This is a genomic window from Alkalibacillus aidingensis, from assembly GCF_014595945.1.
Classification (GTDB): Bacteria; Bacillota; Bacilli; order Bacillales; family Alkalibacillaceae; genus Alkalibacillus; species Alkalibacillus aidingensis.
Map to the genome: position 1 here is coordinate 47971 of NZ_JABXWU010000006.1, position 18784 is coordinate 66754.

Sequence of the window (18784 nt, forward strand, 5' to 3'; positions counted from 1 at the left end):
GGGTGTGAGTGATGGTAAACTTTTTGAAAAAAGATGTCTTAATTCTAATCAGGGATAGGACAGAATTACTTGTGTTGCTGCTCATGCCCTTTGTACTAACTGCTATTTTAGGTTTTGCCCTAGGTGGTGTGATGTCGGAGGAAGGATTTTCTGAGTTAAAGGTGGCTATTGTACAGGAAGATGATACAGAGGCTGGGGTGCAACAATTCATTGATGACGTCAATTCTGCTGCTTTCCCAGATGAGGCAAAAGTAGGTATGACCGAAGCAGCTGAATCGTTTCAACCTTTTTCTATTATCGAAGAGGCTTTATTCAGTGATGATTTAGAAGGGGTTGTAAAAGTATCTTACTTAGCTGAGGATGAGGCTTTAGAAGCAGTTCAAGATGAGGAAATCCTAGCTATTATTAAGGTCCCAGAAGATTTTACTTATCAAGCCTTACAAAAGATGATCCTTGATGAGGGTGAGGGAAGTGAATTAATTATTCAATCCAGTGATCACAGTGCCTTAGCTGTCGATATTGTTGATGACATCATCAGTACGTTGGTTGATCAAATCAACTTGGAGACTGCCATTGCTCAAGTCGGTGGCGAGGAGGCAATAACTTCAACTGAAGAGGAGTTATCTATTCATGATCTTGGGGGAGTTGAATCAGTTACGGATCAAGAACCCCTTTCGATGCTTCAGTATTATACGTTTGGAATGGCTGTTATGTTTGCATTATATGTAGCTTCCACGATGGGGTCTAAGGCTTATATCGAGAATTACCAACATGTTTTTGATCGTATTTTACTGTCAGGAAGAAGTCGAAATCTATATTTATCCGGAAAATGGGTTTCTACTATAGTATTGGTCGTTATGCAGATCTTCATATTATTGGTAGCTTCTAGTCTTGTCTTCCAAGCGTTCCAACTGAATAATTGGGCCTATTGGGGTGGTATTGGTTTAATTTCTTTAGTTTACGCGCTAACCATTGGCTCATTGGGGACTTTACTAGTAGCTATGGCAATGAGGACAAAAAGTAATGCAATTCCTAATGTGTTCGCTTTTGGTATCGTAAGTGTGTTTGCCTTTTTAGGGGGTAGCTTTGCTCCAATGTTCCAATTACCTGATGTGATTAATCAAATGGGATTATGGGTGCCGAATGGGGTTGCCATGAACGCTTATTTACAGTGGACTCAAGGCTTAGGTTTAAGCGCCATTGGTCCATTATTAGTTCGGTTACTAGTGATGGCAATAGTCATATTCAGCATGAGTTTATTTATCTTTCCAAAAAGGAGGGTGGCTTAGATGAAGGCATTATTCTTATTACAGTGGCAGCGATTACGGAGAGAGCCGGTATTGTTTTTTGCTATGGTTCTTATGACGATTTTGTTCGTAGCTGTTGTTGGTGGCTTTGGTTCGATCTCATCGATTAAGGTTCCAACAGTCATCGATGATTCAGTGAGTGAGTCTAAGAAGGAATTTTGGCTGGAACGGCTTAATGAAACAGATGGCTACTCTTTTGAAGAAATGGAAGAGCTTGAGGCAAGGGAAAAGATTGCTATGGGTAATAAGCCCTTTGCTTTACTGGTTATGGAAAATAACTATCAGATCTGGATGTTATCAGAAAGTCCCGAGTTAACCATGTTAGAGCAAGTGGTGAGGCAGGTTTATATGAATGAAAACCGTTTAGCTACTGTCGAATCAGTGGTGGACGATGACCAATTTCGTAGTCAGGTGGAAAATCGATTATCTGAGCCAGCCCTATCTGTAACAACTGAGATGGTAGACAACGACAATGCTGCACCAACTTATAACCATCAGATACAGACCTTGTTTGGAATGACCCTGTTTTTTTCAATCTATACGATCATATTTAGTTTAAGCAAGATCGCTGAAGAAAAACGGACGGGAACGATGAATCGAATTATATTGTCACCCGTTAAGAAGTGGCAGGTATATTTTGGGCATGTGAGTTATTCGTTTGTTCTAGGAATTTTACAGATTATATTGATCGTCTTATTGTTTAAATATCTGTTTAATTTTGATGTTGGGGAAAGTACTGGTGCTTTATTGGTAATAATAGCAAGCTTCACATTTTCAGTTGTTGCGATTGGAATGCTCTTATTAGGCTTTACGAAAACTCAAGAGCAGTTAAATTCTGTTGTGCCGATTGTATCGGTAAGTATGGCGATGATCGGTGGCGCGTTTTGGCCGATTGAAGCGGTGAGTAACCAATTTATTCTAGCTGCATCTAAGGTTAACCCGATCACTTATGCAATGGATGCTTTAAAAGGGGTATCAATGTACGAACAAGGGTTAGGTGAGTTGCTAGAGCCCATAGCGATTATCGTGTTAATTGGTGTGTTATGTATGGGAGTAGGAGTTAATTTAATCGAAAGAAGAAGTTAGAAGTGAAAAAACCTGACGTAGTGTCTACGTCAGGTTTTTAGGATTATTTTTGTTCTAAACGTGCAATACGCTCATCTAAATCAGGGTGAGAAGAAAATAATCTTGCTGCTCCACCCTTGTTATTGATTTTCATCGTTTGAATGGCTGTATCATCACTGTGGTCATTAGCATTACTTAAAGTGTTCTTAAGCGAACGTAGTGCATGAGCCATTTTATCTTTACCTGCTAAGTCAGCACCACCACGGTCAGCATGGAATTCACGATGACGTGAGTATGCCATAACAACCAGGCTTCCTAGAATTGAGAATAGGATTTGGAACACGATGATCGCAATGAAGTGAACAATCATTCTCATTTCCTCACGTACGAAGTTGGAAACCACTGCAGCAACAATACGTGATAAGAATACAACGAATGTGTTAATGACACCTTGTAGTAATGTCATTGTCACCATATCACCATTTGAGACGTGTGCCACCTCATGTGCAAGTACACCTTCAACAGCGTCATCGTCCATAGATTGTAATAGACCTGTTGATACAGCAACTAGCGAACGTTTTTTGGTTGGACCGGTTGCGAAAGCATTAACTTCTTGAGAACGGTAAATTCCTACTTCAGGCATATGCATTAAACCAGCTGCACGAGATAGGCGATGGACGCGCTCTACTAATTGGCGCTCAGCTGTTGTTAAATTATCATTAGGATCTAGTACACGGACTTTCATCATTTTCTTAGCCATCCAACGGGACATTGCTAAGGAGATAAAAGCACCTGAAAAACCGACTAATAAACTAAACACAGCTAGTGATGTATAATTAATACCTAAGGCACCACTACCATCATATGTTGGTCCGATATCTGTAAAAGAGACAATCGCTGACCAAACAATCATAATTGTGGTTAACACAAGAATGTTTGTTAATAAGAAAAATAAAATTCTTTTACCCACTGCGTTTCCCCCTATAGATTTCTTGTTTGTCCTTTATTATTATACCACGAAAAAATAAACCTTAAAATAAATTTACATTTGAATTGTATTGTATAAACAATTTTAGGAACTGAAAGGTAACAGTCAAGCTTAGTAGGCATATGTTAAATAATGAGAAAAATAAATATAGGAGGAAGAATATGTATCCATATTTTTACTATCCGAATAACGTTGATCACTTCCACCGAGCCCCCGACACGGAACAGCCTCTTTTTCATATGCCGTTCTTTTATCGGCGCCAATCCATTCAAGGACAGGCGACATGGACAGAAGGAGGGGCAGTAACAAAATGTGATATTCCTTGGTCCGATAATCAATTTATGACTGTTGCAGTGAGTCCACAAAGTGAGTTTAGATGTGGTCAAATGTTAAAAGTACGTAACCCAGCAACTCAACGGGAAATATTAGTTGAAGTTGTTGATACAGTAGATGAATTTCCGGGAAATCATATCAATCTCCACCGTCGTGCATTTGAAGCACTAGGTGCAAATCCAGGAGTTGGGATTGTTGATGTCGTCATATCACCTGCACCAGATTTAGAGGAAGAAGAGTTTGGTAAGTATTTAATGGAAATTGTGCGCGTAGCTTACCCTGGTTATAACATTGTTGATTATGAATTCGTTGGATCTGAAGAAGTAGCTGAAAATCGTGTGAGTGAGACGTACAATTATGTCGTTGAATCACCTCAGGAACGAGTAACTGTTCAAGGTCATGTCGTTTATAATCCACGAACAGATCGAGTGATTTCATTCGATTTGGAGGAGTTAGAATAGTGTGAATGTGCGCTTCGGGTGAGGCGCACATTTTAGTTTACCCTATAAGTTAATAAAGGCTATAATAAACAGTAAGTCTAATTAACCGTATTTTCCTGAAATTAACCGTATTTCTGAAAAATTAACTGTATTCTGCTCAAATTAACTGTATTTCAGAAACTTTAACTGTATTTTCTCGAAATTAACCGTATTTCTTAAAATCTAAATGATTGAGAGTGATCGTTTATGGAACTTACAGAAATCATCATGTGGGTGTTGGTGGCTGGTTTGTTCTTGTTGAGTTACATAGGGATTATTTTCCCAATAGTACCTGCCCCATTAGTAGTCTGGGGTGGATTTTTTGTCTATCATTTTGGAATCAATCGTGAGGAACTAACATGGGTGTTTTGGACGTCGATGATTATTCTAACTATAATCGTTGTCGTGGCTGATGTTATTGCAAATAGTTATTTCGTCAAAAAGTATGGAGGTACTAAGCGTGGTGAATGGGCAGCAGCAATTGGTGTCATCATTGGTGCGTTTATTATGCCACCGTTAGGGATTTTAGTTGTACCTGTTATTGCAGTGTTCGTCGTTGAGTTATTACAAAAACGAACGGCAGAAGAGGCAGCGAAGGCTTCAGTTGGGTCACTTCTAGGGTTCTTAAGTGGTGCGTTTGCCAAATTTGTCACCTTAACGATTATGATCATTTGGTTTCTCATTGTGGTTATGACGTAGCTTGATCTAGTTCAGACTAAATAAAGAAGTGCTTTTTAGAGTTCGGACAAAGGATTAATCATCATAAATACTACGTTTAAGTGAGGTAATTTAATTGCAAAAGATTTGGCTCTCATTAATGGTTGGATTCGTTTTTTTATTAGTAAGTTGTTCGAACGAAGAAGTAATGGATGATAACAATATAAAAAACACCTTAATAGGTAACTGGCAAGGTATGATTGAAACACCCGACATGCCTTTGAATGTTTTGGTAACTTTTGAAGAAGTTGATGAAGATGACTTAGCCGGGAAGATCAGTATTCCTATGCAAGGGTTGACGGATTTCCCATTGTCCGACTTGAAGGTATCTGATGATGATATCCGATTTGATATGGACTTGCCTGGTCAGTTTATTCGCTTTGTTGGTGACTTAGAGCATGAAGAGCGTATAGAAGGCACGTTCACGCAACAAGGACAATCCTTTCCGTTTCATTTACAAAAAGGTGAGTTGTCAAGTGAAGAAGATGAAGAGGCTAATCTCGTTTCAGTTGAAACAGATGACGGCACTTTACAAGGTGAGTTATTGGAGCCAAATAAAGATGGGCCATCACCTGTCGTATTAATCATTCCTGGTTCAGGCCCGACTGATCGGCACGGGAACTCACCAGGGGTAGGTCAGAATAATAGCTTGAAGTTATTAGCTGAAGCTTTAGCAGATAAGGGAATAGCTAGTGTGCGCTATAGTAAGCGTGGAGCTTTAGAAAATTCGGATGCTATTGTTCCTGAAGAAGACATGCGCTTTGATGACTTTATACAAGATGCAGTCTACTGGTTAGAAATGCTTAAAGAAGATGACCGTTTTAATGAAGTAGGTATCATTGGCCATAGTCAAGGAGCATTAGTGGGTAAGTTGGCATCACTCGATGTCGAGGTTGATGCGATCATTTCAATCGCTGGAGCAGGACGTACAATTGATGATGTATTAAGGGAACAGTTGGCCGTCCAACTACCGGAACATTTAATGATAGAGGCGGATAAGATTCTTAATCAAATAGCTGAAGGAAATGTCGTAGAAGATGTCTCAACTGAATTACAAAGTACATTTCGGCCAGGAGTACAACCATTTTTAGGGTCTTGGATGGCATATGATCCAAGTGAGATCATGACTAAGGTAGATGCTAACACTTTAATTGTCCAAGGTGAACACGATCTACAGGTAACTAAAGAAGATGCTGAACAATTAGCAAAAGCAAAACCAGAAGCTGAATGGGTTGTGATAGATGGAATGAACCACGTGTTAAAAGATTCTCCGGAAGATCGTATGGGGAATTTAGCAACTTATCAGGATCCAACATCACCTCTTGCTGAGGGGTTAGTTGAAGAAATTATTTTATTTTTACAAGAGCCATTCAATCTTGAATAATAAGTAGGCTTAATGAACCATAATTGAAGAAACTAACCAAAAATCCCTGCAACAGTTCGAATACTGTTAGCAGGGATTCATTTTTAGTCAAGCTTTTGAAGGTAATTATTTAATACTTTGGCGATTTGTTTCATCCCATATTGACCAACTTTAAGCTCGGCATCAGAGTTATAGTTGGTGTTGGTATTAACATCATAGGTGAAAATCTCATCATTATTATTTTGAATGAATTCAATGCCGGCAAAATCGATCCCATTATCCTTTAAGAATTTCTCATATTTATGGATGATCGGATCAGCAAAGTTCTCAATAATTTGGAACTTTTCACGTGTGTTTTCCGTGGTCACACAAAACTGATCCTCAATGGAGCAGGCATCAGCAGGGCAAAGTTCAAAGCCTTCTGATGTGTCGACTTTGACCGCGTAGAAAAACTTACCGTCGATAAATTCACAACGTGTAATGGTCGAGTCAGGTGATTCAACATACTGCTGTAATAAGGTTATACCGTCAATTGGCTCTTCGAATTCATTACTATTAACATAGCTTTCAAGCGCCTCAACACTCTGGAATAGTTGAACACCTAAACCTTTCCCTGCTCGATTATGCTTGGTGATAAATGGTTTTTCCATTTGATGAGCACCTTCAATCATTTGTTCTTTACCGACAGTGACCATTGTTTGAGGCGTTCGGATTCCAGCTTTTTGTAATGCTGTATATTGTCTTGCTTTATTAATCTCTAAGTCTAGAGCATGACTTCCATTTAATACAAGACGCTCGTGTTCTTCTAACCATGCGAGTATGGTTGAAGTTAATTCTGGTGCATAGCGATGTCCCCGTGAATGAGAGGATGCACTCATTCGGTTATAAAATACCCCATTGGGAGGAGTTTCGGTTAAATCGATATGTCCCTCATGAATGAACCAGCTTTCATAAGGAGCACCCAGCTCTTCTAATGCTTCGATAAGTGGTTGAGTCCATTCGTCATTTTCGTGAATGATGTATATTTTTTTCATAAAAAAGCTCCTTTTAAAACTAAAATTATTCCGATTTGTTTACTAGTATATTTAAAATGACAGTAAAATGAAACTTATAAGCATTTTCTAGGAGTTTTGTCTTGGTTTATTGGAAATGTAGTGGTATAGTATGGATAATTCTTAAAAATTCGACATAAATTAATAGATTGGTGATGACAATCATGAACAAGCATTTAAGTGCACAAGATATATTAATAGAGCAGAGTAAAGTGATTGAATTATTAGCGATGGAACAAATTCCATTGTGGGATACCTTAAAACATCTAATTAGCACTTTGGACCTATCTTTAGAGGGAATCTATTCATCAATTCTTCTTCTTGATAAAGATTCCAATCAACTAGGGAATGCAATTGCTCCTAATTTGCCGAGTGATCTTGTGAAGATGTTTAAGGGAATTGAAATAGGACCTCAATCTGGTTCTTGTGGAACGGCTGCTTATCTTAACGAACCTGTGTTGGTAGAAGATATTCATGACAGTCTACTATGGGAAGGATTAAGTGACAAACTGGGATCGTTTGGTATCCGTTCATCCTGGTCTAAACCCATTACCTCAACAAATGGTGAGTTATTTGGGACACTTGCCTTTTATTCCAAAGAAAAACGCTTACCAACTGAAAAGGAAATGCAGGTATTTGATGCCTTTGCAAACCTAGCGGCTGTTATTATTGCCAAGAAGAAATCTGAGGAATCAGTTAGGTTAGCTGAGACGGTAATTGAAAGCACACCGGCTGTTGTCCTACGCTGGAAAAATGAACCTGGTTGGCCGATTGAGTATATATCTAAAAACGTCGAACAGTTTGGTTATTCGTCTTGTGACTTTTTAGGTGAGAAAACCCCGTTTTCATCGATTATTCATGAAGATGACCTCGATCGTATCACTGATGAAGTAGAATATTACAAGCAAAACGGCATTAATGAATATCAACAAGAGTATCGCATTAGAACTAAGGATGGTTCTATTAAATGGGTTGATGACCGGACGATCATTATTAGAGGATATGATAATCAAATAAAGTATATTGAAGGGGTTTTAATCGATATAACTGATCGCAAACGGGCTGAAAAGCAAGTTCAATTCTTTGCTAATAATGACCCTTTGACTGAATTGCCAAACCGTCGTTATTTTAAAGAGAAGTTAGATCAAGTGTTAAAGGATGCACGTCATCAAAACCGACGTATAGCCCTGTTATACTTAGATTGTGATAACTTTAAGAAGATTAATGATGATTTAGGACACGATGCTGGGGATGAGTTTTTAACTTATTTAGCTAGGAGATTGAAAAATGCGGTACGAGAAGAAGATTTGATTGCTCGGATCGGTGGAGATGAATTTAATGTATTGGTGAGGAATGTTTATTCTGATTTAGATGTTCAGCGAGTCGCAGAGCGTTTAATTGAGACAGTATCCAAGCCGTGGGAGGTCGATGGTAATATTTATCATGTCACCATGAGTGTTGGAGTTGCTGTTTATCCTAGTGATGGTGAGGCTGGAGATGAGTTAATTAAGCGTGCAGATCAGGCTTTATATCGCGCTAAACAAGGTGGTAAGAATCAAGTTGTATGGTACTTAAATGACCATCCTTCAGCAAAATAGTTGAAAGTTCTATAATAATTTCCCTCTAAGTCCTTTTTAAATTAATGATTTGTGCTAAAATAGTATAAAAGTTTGAATTTTCGATTAATATAAACTAAATGGTTGATTGAAAAAGAGTGCTAATAGACTTTTCTTGCTTAATGGGGGAATCGAGGGTGAAGCTATTCTCACGTATTTTTATAGGGCTAGGTGTTATATCTATAGTAGTAGGAGTATTTCCCATTGTTTTTGTTTACCCAACGGAACCGTGGGATGGTGTATTAGATTTTTTAACTTATATATTGCTTGATGCCCCGGACCGAGGCTTTTGGCAAATTGGCATCGTGCTGTTGCTCGTTGGCATTTGGCTACTTAAGAAACAGAGGAAAAAAGGACGGATATTCTATTAATTTTAAGCTTATACCAAAGTAACGCTTCCATGAAAGAGGGACATGTTCTCCCTCGTGGAAGTTTTTTATTTTGATAAATCAATAGTATTATATGTTGTAATTATTTGAAAAATAGCTACTATATTAAGTATACCAATTTGAAGGGATTGTTGCTTATTGATTCTAAAAGATCACGACAAACCAATAAAGCTCTGGAAGTATGAATCTATTAACAGCCGGATTGTTCATGGCCATACCAATCAGCTGCCTATTCAAGATGCTGTTCGGATCATTCGTGCTGGTGATCGAGGAGAGAGGTCACTTGATTATTATGTGAATTTAATTGACCATGAGCGAACGTGCTGTATTCATGACTTACGATTACCATGGCGAGATTATTATTTTCAGATGGATACATTGCTTCTAAACCCTGCTTGGATGTTGATCGTCGAAGTTAAAAATATGGTTGGTGATATTTATTTCAACCAAGATACTAAACAAATGCTCCGCACGATCGAAGACTACACAGAACCCTTTCCAGACCCACTCCTTCAAGTTCAAAAACACCAATTTTAATTAGAACAAGTTTTTCATCAAAACGGTTACCCTCCTATCCCGATTTACACGCTAGTCGTTTTTGCTAATCGGAAAAGTATTCTCCATATTAAACAAGACAACCATTTCCACCGTGGTCAAGTCATTCCAATTCATGCCTTTTTATATCATTATCGACAGTTTAACAAGCGAGATGAACCTAGTTTGATTGAATATAGTAGATTAGAAGAACTGGGTCAGGCTCTTGTTGCTGATCATGTTCCTTATTCTGAAGACGTGATTGAAAAATATCAGTTGAAAAGTGATGATCTACGCTTTGGGGTGTTTTGTCCAGACTGTGGTGCTTTGCCAATGGTACGCCAATGGGGCACGTGGATGTGTACTCAGTGCGGGGGGAAGTCAAGCCACGCGCATATCCCTGCCTTACGAGATTATGCATTAATTTTTGGTGAGGAAATCACGAACGCACAAGCACGGGAGTTCCTCAAAGTCGATAACCCTCAAGTGATTAAATATTTATTGAAGAATATGAACTTACCTACTGCCGGAAGAGGGAAGGGGACTAGATATATCTTAGGTGGTTTAGTGTAATTAACTGTATTTTTAGGATTTTAACCGTATTTTCGTTAAATTAACTGTAAATCTCAGAAATTAACCGTAAATCCAAAATTTTAACCGTATTTCTGAAATTTTAACTGTATTTAAGTCATGATGGGCATTCATCAATCATATAAAACGCTTCTATTTTCCTATAACACTCAGTAACTAAACCTTTAGCGTGGCTGTTATATCACAAGATTATCAAATAAAATATAAAGAATAAGTGCGGCTGTTACAGCTCTTAGAAGTATTTTTACATGATGTGGTTTGAGTTTTCCGGCTAGGCGAACACCTACTTGTGCGCCTAGTAATGAACCAACTATTAATGCAAACGTCAACGACCAAATAATATGACCTGCTGAGATGAAGCTAATGGCAGCGCCAAAACAGCTAGCAAAAGTCGCGACACGCATAAGGCCAACAGCACGGTAATAAGAGATTTTTAAATAAGAAAAAACATAAAGCATTAACGTTCCTTGGCCAGGGCCAAACATACCGTCATAGATCCCAATACCAAATAAAAAAGGTGTCCCACGTGTTTTAAAGTGAAAGGTACTTTTCCCTGAAAAGTCAGCTTTACTGATAAAAGAAAACAAAAAGGCGAAAATCAGTAGCCCAATAGCTATTTTGTACATTAAATCAGGTGGTAGGGAGGAGGCGATGATTCCTCCAGCAACGCCACCACCTAAGCTAATGGGTATGATTTTTAAGCCTTCTTTAATCGTGACACCTTTTTGCCGGTAAACCATAAGAAAGCTTGTAAATGAACTAATAGAATTCGTCACTTTATTTGCTCCAATAGCTGAATGGACGGGGATTCCAAGCGTTAACATGGCTGGTAAACTAATTAACCCACCTCCACCAGCTAAAGTGCCTAGTGTTGTTGCCGTTAATCCGACGAAAAATAGGATGATTAAGTCTAGCATGTGATCCACATCTTTCTATTCTGTTAGTTAGTCTTTCGCTTCAATCATATCATTAATCGCTTGGTAATCTTCCTGTTGTAAGAGTTCGATGATTTTACTGCCTACAACGACCCCGTCACTAAAGCTAGCCATTTGTTTGACATGATCTGGTGTTGATATTCCAAACCCAGCTAAAACAGGGACGTTACTGACCTGTTTAAGATAGGAAAAATGATTTTCGAGGTGATCATTAAACTCGCTACGTGCCCCTGTGATCCCATTAACCGTAACGGCGTAAAGAAAGCCTTCAGAAGCGTTTGCGATTCTTTCCATTCGCTCTTTGGAACTGGTCAGCGACACAAGCTGAATAAGGGCAAGACCTGAATTGGTTAGAGCCGAATCAATTAAAATCTTTTGTTCTAAAGGGAGATCAGGGATAATTAGACCATCAACGCCAGCCGCTTGAGCATCTTTCATGAATCGATCAATACCATATTTGAAGATCGGATTGATATAAGTCATAAAAATAATGGGCGCTTGAATCGAAGCACGTTCTTGCTTTAGTATATCAATAATAGAAGTAAGGGTCACTCCGGCTGCGCGAGCACGTTTTCCGGCTTCTTGTATTGTTGGCCCATCAGCAACAGGATCGGAGAAAGGAATGCCGACTTCAATGGCTGTGGCACCTGCTCGATCTAATCGTTGTAAGGTAGGGATGAGTGTTTCCAGACCACCATCACCTGCCATCACATACGGAATAAATATTTTTTCCTTTTTGTCTAAGGTTTCCTTTAAATTGGATTGTAAATATTTTTTACCATGAGTGATTGTTTGCATGAACATAACCTCCTAGATTAATAGCCGAGATGTTGTTTAACGGCTTCAACGTCCTTGTCACCACGACCGGATAAGCATATTACCACGGTTTCATCTGGTGACATTTGCTTAGCGAGTTTGATTGCCTCAGCAACTGCGTGTGAACTCTCGAGTGCAGGAATAATCCCCTCTGTGCGTGATAATAGTTGGAAGGCTTCAAGTGCCTCATCATCTGTAACGGCACGGTACTCGACACGTTCGATATCTTTAAGGTGACTGTGCTCTGGGCCGACTCCAGGGTAGTCAAGACCGGCTGAAATAGAATGTGCTTCTTGAATCTGTCCGTGATCATCTTGTAGTAAATACATCATCGACCCATGTAAAATTCCAACTGACCCTTTCGTTAAAGTTGCAGCGTGTTTATTAGTTTCGACACCACTACCTGCTGCTTCTACCCCATAGAGCTGGACATCGTTATTTTCGACAAATGGGTAAAACATCCCCATCGCATTACTGCCACCACCTACACAGGCAACGACAGCATCAGGTAATTGGCCTTCTTTTTCGATGATTTGCTGTTTGGTTTCCTTACCAATGACACTTTGAAAATCGCGGACCATTTTTGGGAATGGGTGAGGGCCGAGGACAGATCCCATAATGTAATGAGTATCCTCAACATTGGACACCCAATATCTTAAGGCCTCGTTAACCGCATCTTTTAAAGTCGCACTTCCTTGCTCGACTGATTCCACTTTTGCGCCTAATAATTCCATTCTGAAAACGTTAAGTTTCTGTCTTTTAATATCTTCAGCTCCCATAAAAATGACGCAGTCTAAGTTAAGAAGAGCGCAGACGGTTGCTGTAGCTACACCATGTTGACCCGCACCGGTTTCAGCAACGACTTTTCGCTTGCCCATTCGTTCTGCTAGTAGCGCCTGGCCGATCGTATTGTTAATTTTGTGCGCTCCGGTATGGTTAAGATCTTCTCGTTTTAAATATATTTTGGCTCCACCCATTTCGACGGTTAGGTTTTCGGCATAATAAAGTGGATTTTCTCTTCCTATATATTCTTTGAGTAATTGCTTTAAACGATCATTAAATGCTTCATCTTGAATGGCTTGATCGTATGCTTGCTCTAACTCTTGGACAGCTGCCATTAATGTTTCAGGGATGAAGCGTCCCCCGTAATCCCCGAATAATCCATTTAAATCTGGTTGTGCGTATGACATGTTGATCGCTCCTTTACAAGGTTAATAAATTGGTTGATTTTCGTTTCGTCTTTTTGCCCATCTGTTTCAACACCACTTGAAACATCAACCATCATTGGTTGTGTTTGTTTAATAGCTTGTTGAACATTGTCAGGGTTGAGGCCACCTGCAAGAATGAACTTCTCATGGTTAAAGTCGTTGTTGTCTAATATCGACCAATCAAATTGAGTCCCATTTCCACCACGGTAAGGTCCACTAGCACTGTCTAAAAGGAAGTATGTCGCGCTATCATATTGATTCAATGCTTGAAGGTCCTCTTCAGATTGGATACGAAATGATTTTATATAAGGTAGATCGAGTTGTTCACAGAACTCGGGTGTTTCATCCCCGTGAAGTTGAACAAAATCAAGTCCAACCGCATGAGCCGTCGTTTCCAGCTCTTGTTTGGACGCGTTAACGAACACGCCGATTTTGTTAACGGTGGATGGAAGTTGTTTAGCAATCTCGGCTGCTTTGTTTACTGAGATTTGTCGTTTGCTAGGTGCAAAGACAAAACCGATTGCATCTGCCCCACCTTGAGCTGCTATTTGTGCGTGCTTAACCTCCTGAATGCCACAAATTTTCACTAAAGTCATGTTAAATGCGCCTCCTTGTTAGTTAACTCCAGAAAAAATGACGTACGTTTATTGAGAAACTTTCAATTGGTTTAAAACGCCCTTGACGTCCTTACTTCGCATCAACGTTTCACCAACTAAAATACCGTGTGCGCCTGCCCGTGCGACGCGGTCGGCATCCGACTGATGTTTAATGCCGCTTTCACTGATGATCGCCGTGTTAGGGTCAGTAATGTTGGCAGCTAACCGTTCGGTAACCGATAAATCAACATTGAACGTTTTTAGGTCACGATTGTTAATGCCGATTATGTTAGCCCCAACATCAAAAGCAACATCCAACTCATCCTCGTTGTGTACCTCGAATAAAACTTCTAGATTTAAATCAACTGCATACCGGTATAAATCTTTCAATCGTTGTACTGGCAAGGCAGCGGCGATTAGCAATATAATGTTCGCCCCGGCTTGCTTCGCTCGGTCAATTTGGACTTCATCAATGACAAAGTCCTTACAGAGGATGGGAATACTCACTTCTGCACGAACATCCCGTAAATCATCTATGGTACCTTTGAAAAATGGCGTGTCGGTTAATACGGAAATAGCACTCGCCCCACTTGACTCATATAATGCTCCTTGTTCATTAGGTTCCATCCCTACGTTTATATCACCTTTAGAAGGTGAAGCGCGTTTGATCTCAGCAATGACTGACAGGTGTTCTGTCGTTAATAGAGTTTGATGTAGTGATGGGGCCTTTTTGTTAATACTATTATCCGTCACGCAAGCATCTTTTTTCATCTGTTCAACTTCATCACGTTTCTTTTGTAAAATTCGATCTAAAATCGTTTCCGTCATGATGACATCGCCTTCTTTCGATGAATGTCGCTGAATTCAATTAAATAATTTAATTTCTCTAATGCACGCCCTGATTCAATGCTTTCTCTAGCCTGATTAACTCCATCTTGTATGGTAGTCGCAATCCCTGCTGAAAACAGTCCAATCCCTGCATTAAATAATGTTGTATCTAAATAAGCGCCAGGCTTACCGTTTAAGACATCTAGGAGGATCTTGGCATTTTCTTTTGCATCTCCACCTTTGATCTCCTCATTCGTATAGGTATTTAACCCGACATCCCCAGGACTTAAAGTGAATGGAATGAACTCGCCGCCTTCAAGAAGGACTAAGTGATTCTCACCAGCTAAAGAAGCTTCATCCATATGACCAGCCCCGTTAATGGTGATCGCCCTTTTACGACCTAACTTCTGAAGTACAGCCGCCATTTTCATTAACATATCACGCCTGTAGACACCTAAAAATTGTGTATCAAGCTGTACCGGGTTGGTAAGTGGACCGATTAAATTAAAAATAGTTGGTACGGCTAATTCCTTACGCACCTTCATAATACGTTTTAATTGGTGATGAACATGAGGGGCGAACAAAAAAGCAATTCCATTCGTTTCAAGCAGTTCCTCTACCTCATCACTAGAAAAATCGAGTGCTACACCGAGTTCTTCTAACACATCTGCACTACCGGTTTTACTCGACACACTGCGGTTTCCATGTTTAGCAATTTTTGCACCGGCCCCAGCTAATACAAAAGCGGATGTTGTACTAATGTTAAAGCTTTTGGCTCCGTCGCCACCGGTTCCACAGTTATCCATCACGCCATGTATTTGTTTTTGGATGGGCATCGCTTTTTCCCGTAGGACCTCGACAATAGCGGTGATTTCTTCGACAGACTCACCACGAACCTTTAATGCTGTCAAAACAGAAGCGACTTCACTGTCGGAAATGTCCTCGTTAAATAAACCACGTGCCACTACCGTCATTTCATCTTGTGTTAATTTGTTTCCGTCAACTAATTTTTGAAGAAGCTGTTTCATGTTCATTCTCCTTTCGAAATTCTTTTAAAAATTGATTTAAAATCGTCTTTCCATCAACAGTTCCAATCGATTCAGGATGAAACTGCAATCCATATACAGGGTAGTGATAATGTTTAATCGCCATTAACTCACCATCATCCATTGCTGTGGCTAATCGCTCAAAGTAGGGTGGTAAGGTCATTTCATCAATAACTAAAGAATGGTATCGCATCACTTCTAAAGGTTGAGATAAATACTGAAATATCCCTCCACCTTTATGACGAATGAGTGATTTCTTGCCGTGACGAATATGTTGTGCTTGCTTAATCTTAGCGCCAAAGGCTACGCCGATTGCTTGGTGACCAAGGCAAATGCCTAAAATCGGGATCTTTGAGTAAAATTGTTTGATGATCGCCACTGTTAAACCAGCATCTTCTGGCTTTCCAGGCCCTGGCGAAATAATGACCGCTTTAGGATTCATCTTTTCGATATCTTCAATCGATATTTCATCATTACGTTTGATGATGACGTGTACACCAAGTTCAGCTAAGTATTGATAAAGGTTGTAAGTAAACGAATCGTAGTTATCAATCAGCAAAATCACTTAGATCACCTCCATTAAAGCCTTGGCTTTATTTAATGTTTCTTCATATTCACTCATGGGATCAGAATCATAGACAACTCCAGCTCCAGCCTGCACATGTGCTTTAGCATCTTTTAAGATCATGGTTCGAATCGCTAAGGCAAAGTCTAGATTGCCATTAATCGATAAGTAGCCAACTGCCCCTGAATAGGCCCCTCGTTTTGACGGTTCTAATTCATTGATGATTTGCATCGCTCTTATTTTCGGAGCCCCACTTACTGTGCCAGCAGGGAGGCAAGCTTTTAATGCCTCTAGAGAAGGGGTGTCATGATCTAACTCACCAGTTACTTCTGAAACAATATGCATGACATAACGATAGCGCTCGATCACCATGTACTTACTGAGTGAAATCGACCCCGGCTCTGCCACGCGACCGATATCATTTCGGCCAAGATCAACTAACATTTGGTGTTCAGCAATTTCTTTTTCGTCTGCTAATAACTCCTCAGCTAAACGTTGATCCTCTGAGGCACAAGCACCTCGTTTTCGAGTCCCGGCAATTGGATTAGTGGTTACTTGTCGGTCTTGAACCTTAACTAAGCTTTCCGGTGATGTACCTAGAATCGTGTAATCCTTAAAACCAATATAAAACATATAAGGTGATGGGTTACTTTTTCTTAACTTTCTGTAGTAAACAAAAGGGTCACCTTCGTAATCAGCTGTTAAACGCTGGGATAAAACAGCTTGAAAGATATCTCCCTCTTGTATATGTTGTTTAGCTTTAATGACCATTTGTTCATAATCGGACTGTGTCAGATTGGATTGAAATTGCTTAAGTTTGAATGTCGTTGTTTCAGTAAAAGTTCCTGTTTCGATTTGGTTGACAAGTTTTCGAAGTTCAAGTTCATGGTCTCCTGACTCACCAGTAATCCAACGGTCGAAAACAATACAGTGAACTTGCTGTAATAAGTGATCGTAAACTATGACCTTTTCGTAAAACATCATGTGAACATCTGGCATGTTGAGTTCATCTGGATGATCTTGACCAATCACTTCAAATTGCTTAGCAACATCATAAGCTATATAGCCAACACCTCCAGATGGAAATGGAATTTCGAATGGCAGATCTAACTCCTCATTCATTAATGGTTTTAATGCATCTATTGGGTTTTGTTTTTTTCTTATTGATGTTTGTTGAACAAGATCGTTTAGCAAAATGTCGTCGTTGTATGCTATTAGCTCATAATAAGGGTCCACACCTACCAGTGAATAACGTCCAGAATCCTCATGTTTTAATGAGCTTTCGAGTAAGAATTTGTTTTCACCTTGAAGCTGCAAAAATATCGATATAGGTGTGTGGTGATCGCCTTCAATCGTTTCATAACGATAATGAATCATAACTAAACCTCCCAATTTTGAAATAAAAAAATCCCCTGCATACACAAAAAATGTGTATACAGAGGACGACTTACTCGCGGTACCACCTCTATTGAAAAGCATTTAAGTTAAGCTTTTCCACTCTATGTTCGGGTACAGGGAACAACATTTTTGAAAAAAGGGGAAGAACTTCATGTATTTCCGATACCCTATCCTGTTAACGGTGGAAGCCGAGTTGCCATACTAATATTTTCAAGCAACCTCTCGTAAGTCCATTCAACCATGTGTATCATACTAGCTTCTCAGCATCGCTAGTTCTCTGTAAAGACTCCACACAGCCTACTCCTCTTACTCAACGATTTATCATTTTTATTTTTTAAAATCGGCCGGTTAGGATTGAGTCCGACGTAGAATGGGTGCTCCAATATACGTGGAAATGAGTCGTCAATCCGTGAAAAGGGCTCCTCAATCCGTGAGAATGAATCTCTAATCAGTGAAAATAGGATCTCTATCCGTGAGAAAGGCTTCTTAATCCGTAAAAGTACACCGTCAATCTGTGTATCTCTACTCCCACTGATCAAACGATAATCCAATCCAATAAAAAAAGGGTTTCCCATCCTTAAAATAAGGACGGGAAACCCGTGGTGCCACCTTGATTGACTGCATCTAGCAGTCCACTCAGTACGTATCGAAGCCCTTAGGCTGTAATACGCGTCTCTTGTAACGATGAGACGTTCGCCAACCTTAATAATAACTGTGAGTTACGTTCGGTTGGAGGCTCAGAAGTCCATTCGTTCAATCGTCCACACTAGTTCACAGAAACCACTAGCTCTCTGAAGTGTTCGACTGAATTACTCCTCTTCATCAAAGCCGACCGTTTTAAGATTTGTTTAACATCTTATGATACTATGGTATGTCCTGTCAAGGGGAGGATGATTATTTTTTTCAAAAAGAAAAATAACATTGACTAGAAAGTGTATGATTCCCGAGGACGATAACG

18 protein-coding genes and 2 other annotated features are annotated in these 18784 nt (G+C 39.6%); of the genes, 8 read left to right on the forward strand and 10 right to left on the reverse strand.

The annotated features are described in order from the left end of the window. Positions 1 to 11: 11 nt before the first annotated feature. On the forward strand, positions 12 to 1289 hold the full coding sequence (locus tag HWQ49_RS10155) for an ABC transporter permease (protein WP_188207505.1): 1278 nt from the start codon (positions 12 to 14) through the stop codon (positions 1287 to 1289). After that, the gene (locus tag HWQ49_RS10160) at positions 1290 to 2393 is read left to right on the forward strand and encodes an ABC transporter permease (RefSeq protein WP_188207506.1); all 1104 of its coding nucleotides are present in this window, start codon (positions 1290 to 1292) and stop codon (positions 2391 to 2393) included. A 43-nt stretch (positions 2394 to 2436) separates the two neighbouring features. Here HWQ49_RS10160 and htpX read toward each other — a convergent pair whose 3' ends face one another. Further along, the gene (gene htpX, locus HWQ49_RS10165) at positions 2437 to 3342 is read right to left on the reverse strand and encodes a protease HtpX (RefSeq protein ID WP_188207507.1); all 906 of its coding nucleotides are present in this window, start codon (positions 3340 to 3342) and stop codon (positions 2437 to 2439) included. Positions 3343 to 3521: 179 nt separating this feature from the next. Here htpX and HWQ49_RS10170 point away from each other — a divergent pair, with 179 nt between their 5' ends. The 3 genes from HWQ49_RS10170 (at position 3522) to HWQ49_RS10180 (ending at position 6273) form a co-directional block, all read left to right on the forward strand. Continuing rightward, the gene (locus HWQ49_RS10170; RefSeq protein WP_188207508.1) at positions 3522 to 4154 is read left to right on the forward strand and encodes a DUF3889 domain-containing protein; all 633 of its coding nucleotides are present in this window, start codon (positions 3522 to 3524) and stop codon (positions 4152 to 4154) included. A gap of 225 nt (positions 4155 to 4379) precedes the next feature. Next, a complete protein-coding gene (locus HWQ49_RS10175) occupies positions 4380 to 4871 on the forward strand; it encodes a DUF456 domain-containing protein (protein ID WP_188207509.1) in 492 nt (163 codons plus the stop codon). Between the two features lie 94 nt (positions 4872 to 4965). Further along, positions 4966 to 6273 carry an alpha/beta hydrolase family protein gene (locus tag HWQ49_RS10180; RefSeq protein ID WP_223155120.1) on the forward strand — a complete coding sequence of 436 codons (1308 nt, stop codon included), beginning with the start codon at positions 4966 to 4968 and terminating at the stop codon, positions 6271 to 6273. Positions 6274 to 6356: 83 nt separating this feature from the next. Here HWQ49_RS10180 and HWQ49_RS10185 read toward each other — a convergent pair whose 3' ends face one another. Then, positions 6357 to 7286 (reverse strand): ATP-grasp domain-containing protein, encoded by a 930-nt coding sequence (locus HWQ49_RS10185; protein ID WP_188207510.1) that lies wholly within the window; start codon positions 7284 to 7286, stop codon positions 6357 to 6359. Positions 7287 to 7468: 182 nt separating this feature from the next. On the opposite strand from HWQ49_RS10185, the gene HWQ49_RS10190 reads away from it, so the two are divergent. The 3 genes from HWQ49_RS10190 (at position 7469) to HWQ49_RS10200 (ending at position 10416) form a co-directional block, all read left to right on the forward strand. After that, positions 7469 to 8902 carry a sensor domain-containing diguanylate cyclase gene (locus HWQ49_RS10190; protein WP_188207511.1) on the forward strand — a complete coding sequence of 478 codons (1434 nt, stop codon included), beginning with the start codon at positions 7469 to 7471 and terminating at the stop codon, positions 8900 to 8902. A gap of 545 nt (positions 8903 to 9447) precedes the next feature. Beyond that, entirely contained in the window at positions 9448 to 9846 is a 399-nt protein-coding gene (locus tag HWQ49_RS10195) for a nuclease-related domain-containing protein (RefSeq protein ID WP_188207512.1), read from the forward strand. 183 nt (positions 9847 to 10029) lie between these two features. After that, on the forward strand, positions 10030 to 10416 hold the full coding sequence (locus tag HWQ49_RS10200; protein ID WP_188207513.1) for a hypothetical protein: 387 nt from the start codon (positions 10030 to 10032) through the stop codon (positions 10414 to 10416). 194 nt (positions 10417 to 10610) lie between these two features. On the opposite strand, the gene HWQ49_RS10205 is transcribed toward HWQ49_RS10200, so the two are convergent. From HWQ49_RS10205 to trpE, 8 genes are read right to left on the reverse strand one after another with little or no spacing between them, the layout of a single operon-like run. Continuing rightward, the gene (locus tag HWQ49_RS10205; protein ID WP_188207514.1) at positions 10611 to 11351 is read right to left on the reverse strand and encodes a sulfite exporter TauE/SafE family protein; all 741 of its coding nucleotides are present in this window, start codon (positions 11349 to 11351) and stop codon (positions 10611 to 10613) included. A gap of 27 nt (positions 11352 to 11378) precedes the next feature. Then, on the reverse strand, positions 11379 to 12167 hold the full coding sequence (trpA, locus tag HWQ49_RS10210; RefSeq protein WP_188207515.1) for a tryptophan synthase subunit alpha: 789 nt from the start codon (positions 12165 to 12167) through the stop codon (positions 11379 to 11381). 17 nt (positions 12168 to 12184) lie between these two features. Next, positions 12185 to 13375 carry a tryptophan synthase subunit beta gene (gene trpB / locus HWQ49_RS10215; protein ID WP_188207516.1) on the reverse strand — a complete coding sequence of 397 codons (1191 nt, stop codon included), beginning with the start codon at positions 13373 to 13375 and terminating at the stop codon, positions 12185 to 12187. Then, positions 13351 to 13989 (reverse strand): phosphoribosylanthranilate isomerase, encoded by a 639-nt coding sequence (locus HWQ49_RS10220; protein ID WP_188207517.1) that lies wholly within the window; start codon positions 13987 to 13989, stop codon positions 13351 to 13353. The genes trpB and HWQ49_RS10220 overlap by 25 nt, the downstream gene beginning before the upstream one ends. A gap of 48 nt (positions 13990 to 14037) precedes the next feature. Further along, positions 14038 to 14817 carry an indole-3-glycerol phosphate synthase TrpC gene (trpC, locus tag HWQ49_RS10225; RefSeq protein WP_188207518.1) on the reverse strand — a complete coding sequence of 260 codons (780 nt, stop codon included), beginning with the start codon at positions 14815 to 14817 and terminating at the stop codon, positions 14038 to 14040. After that, positions 14814 to 15845, reverse strand: coding sequence for an anthranilate phosphoribosyltransferase (gene trpD / locus HWQ49_RS10230; RefSeq protein WP_188207519.1), 1032 nt, complete (start codon positions 15843 to 15845; stop codon positions 14814 to 14816). Before trpD ends, trpC begins: the two co-directional genes overlap by 4 nt. Further along, positions 15817 to 16428, reverse strand: a complete 612-nt coding sequence (locus HWQ49_RS10235) for an anthranilate synthase component II (RefSeq protein WP_188207520.1) — start codon at positions 16426 to 16428, stop codon at positions 15817 to 15819. The genes trpD and HWQ49_RS10235 overlap by 29 nt, the downstream gene beginning before the upstream one ends. After that, complete coding sequence (gene trpE, locus HWQ49_RS10240; protein ID WP_223155122.1) at positions 16429 to 17805, reverse strand: anthranilate synthase component I; 1377 nt, start codon at positions 17803 to 17805, stop codon at positions 16429 to 16431. Between the two features lie 58 nt (positions 17806 to 17863). Further along, positions 17864 to 18149 (reverse strand) — a binding site (T-box leader). A gap of 258 nt (positions 18150 to 18407) precedes the next feature. Next, positions 18408 to 18661 (reverse strand) — a binding site (T-box leader). Between the last annotated feature and the right edge of the window lie 123 nt (positions 18662 to 18784).

Coding starts and splice junctions, on each gene's coding strand:
- HWQ49_RS10155 (WP_188207505.1), top strand. CDS start 12: ATGGTAAACTTTTTGAAAAAAGATGTCTTAATTCTAATCAGGGATAGG.
- HWQ49_RS10160 (WP_188207506.1), top strand. CDS start 1,290: ATGAAGGCATTATTCTTATTACAGTGGCAGCGATTACGGAGAGAGCCG.
- HWQ49_RS10170 (WP_188207508.1), top strand. CDS start 3,522: ATGTATCCATATTTTTACTATCCGAATAACGTTGATCACTTCCACCGA.
- HWQ49_RS10175 (WP_188207509.1), top strand. CDS start 4,380: ATGGAACTTACAGAAATCATCATGTGGGTGTTGGTGGCTGGTTTGTTC.
- HWQ49_RS10185 (WP_188207510.1), bottom strand. CDS start 7,286: ATGAAAAAAATATACATCATTCACGAAAATGACGAATGGACTCAACCA.
- HWQ49_RS10190 (WP_188207511.1), top strand. CDS start 7,469: ATGAACAAGCATTTAAGTGCACAAGATATATTAATAGAGCAGAGTAAA.
- HWQ49_RS10205 (WP_188207514.1), bottom strand. CDS start 11,351: ATGCTAGACTTAATCATCCTATTTTTCGTCGGATTAACGGCAACAACA.
- trpA (WP_188207515.1), bottom strand. CDS start 12,167: ATGCAAACAATCACTCATGGTAAAAAATATTTACAATCCAATTTAAAG.
- trpB (WP_188207516.1), bottom strand. CDS start 13,375: ATGTCATACGCACAACCAGATTTAAATGGATTATTCGGGGATTACGGG.
- HWQ49_RS10220 (WP_188207517.1), bottom strand. CDS start 13,989: ATGACTTTAGTGAAAATTTGTGGCATTCAGGAGGTTAAGCACGCACAA.
- trpC (WP_188207518.1), bottom strand. CDS start 14,817: ATGACGGAAACGATTTTAGATCGAATTTTACAAAAGAAACGTGATGAA.
- trpD (WP_188207519.1), bottom strand. CDS start 15,845: ATGAAACAGCTTCTTCAAAAATTAGTTGACGGAAACAAATTAACACAA.
- trpE (WP_223155122.1), bottom strand. CDS start 17,805: ATGATTCATTATCGTTATGAAACGATTGAAGGCGATCACCACACACCT.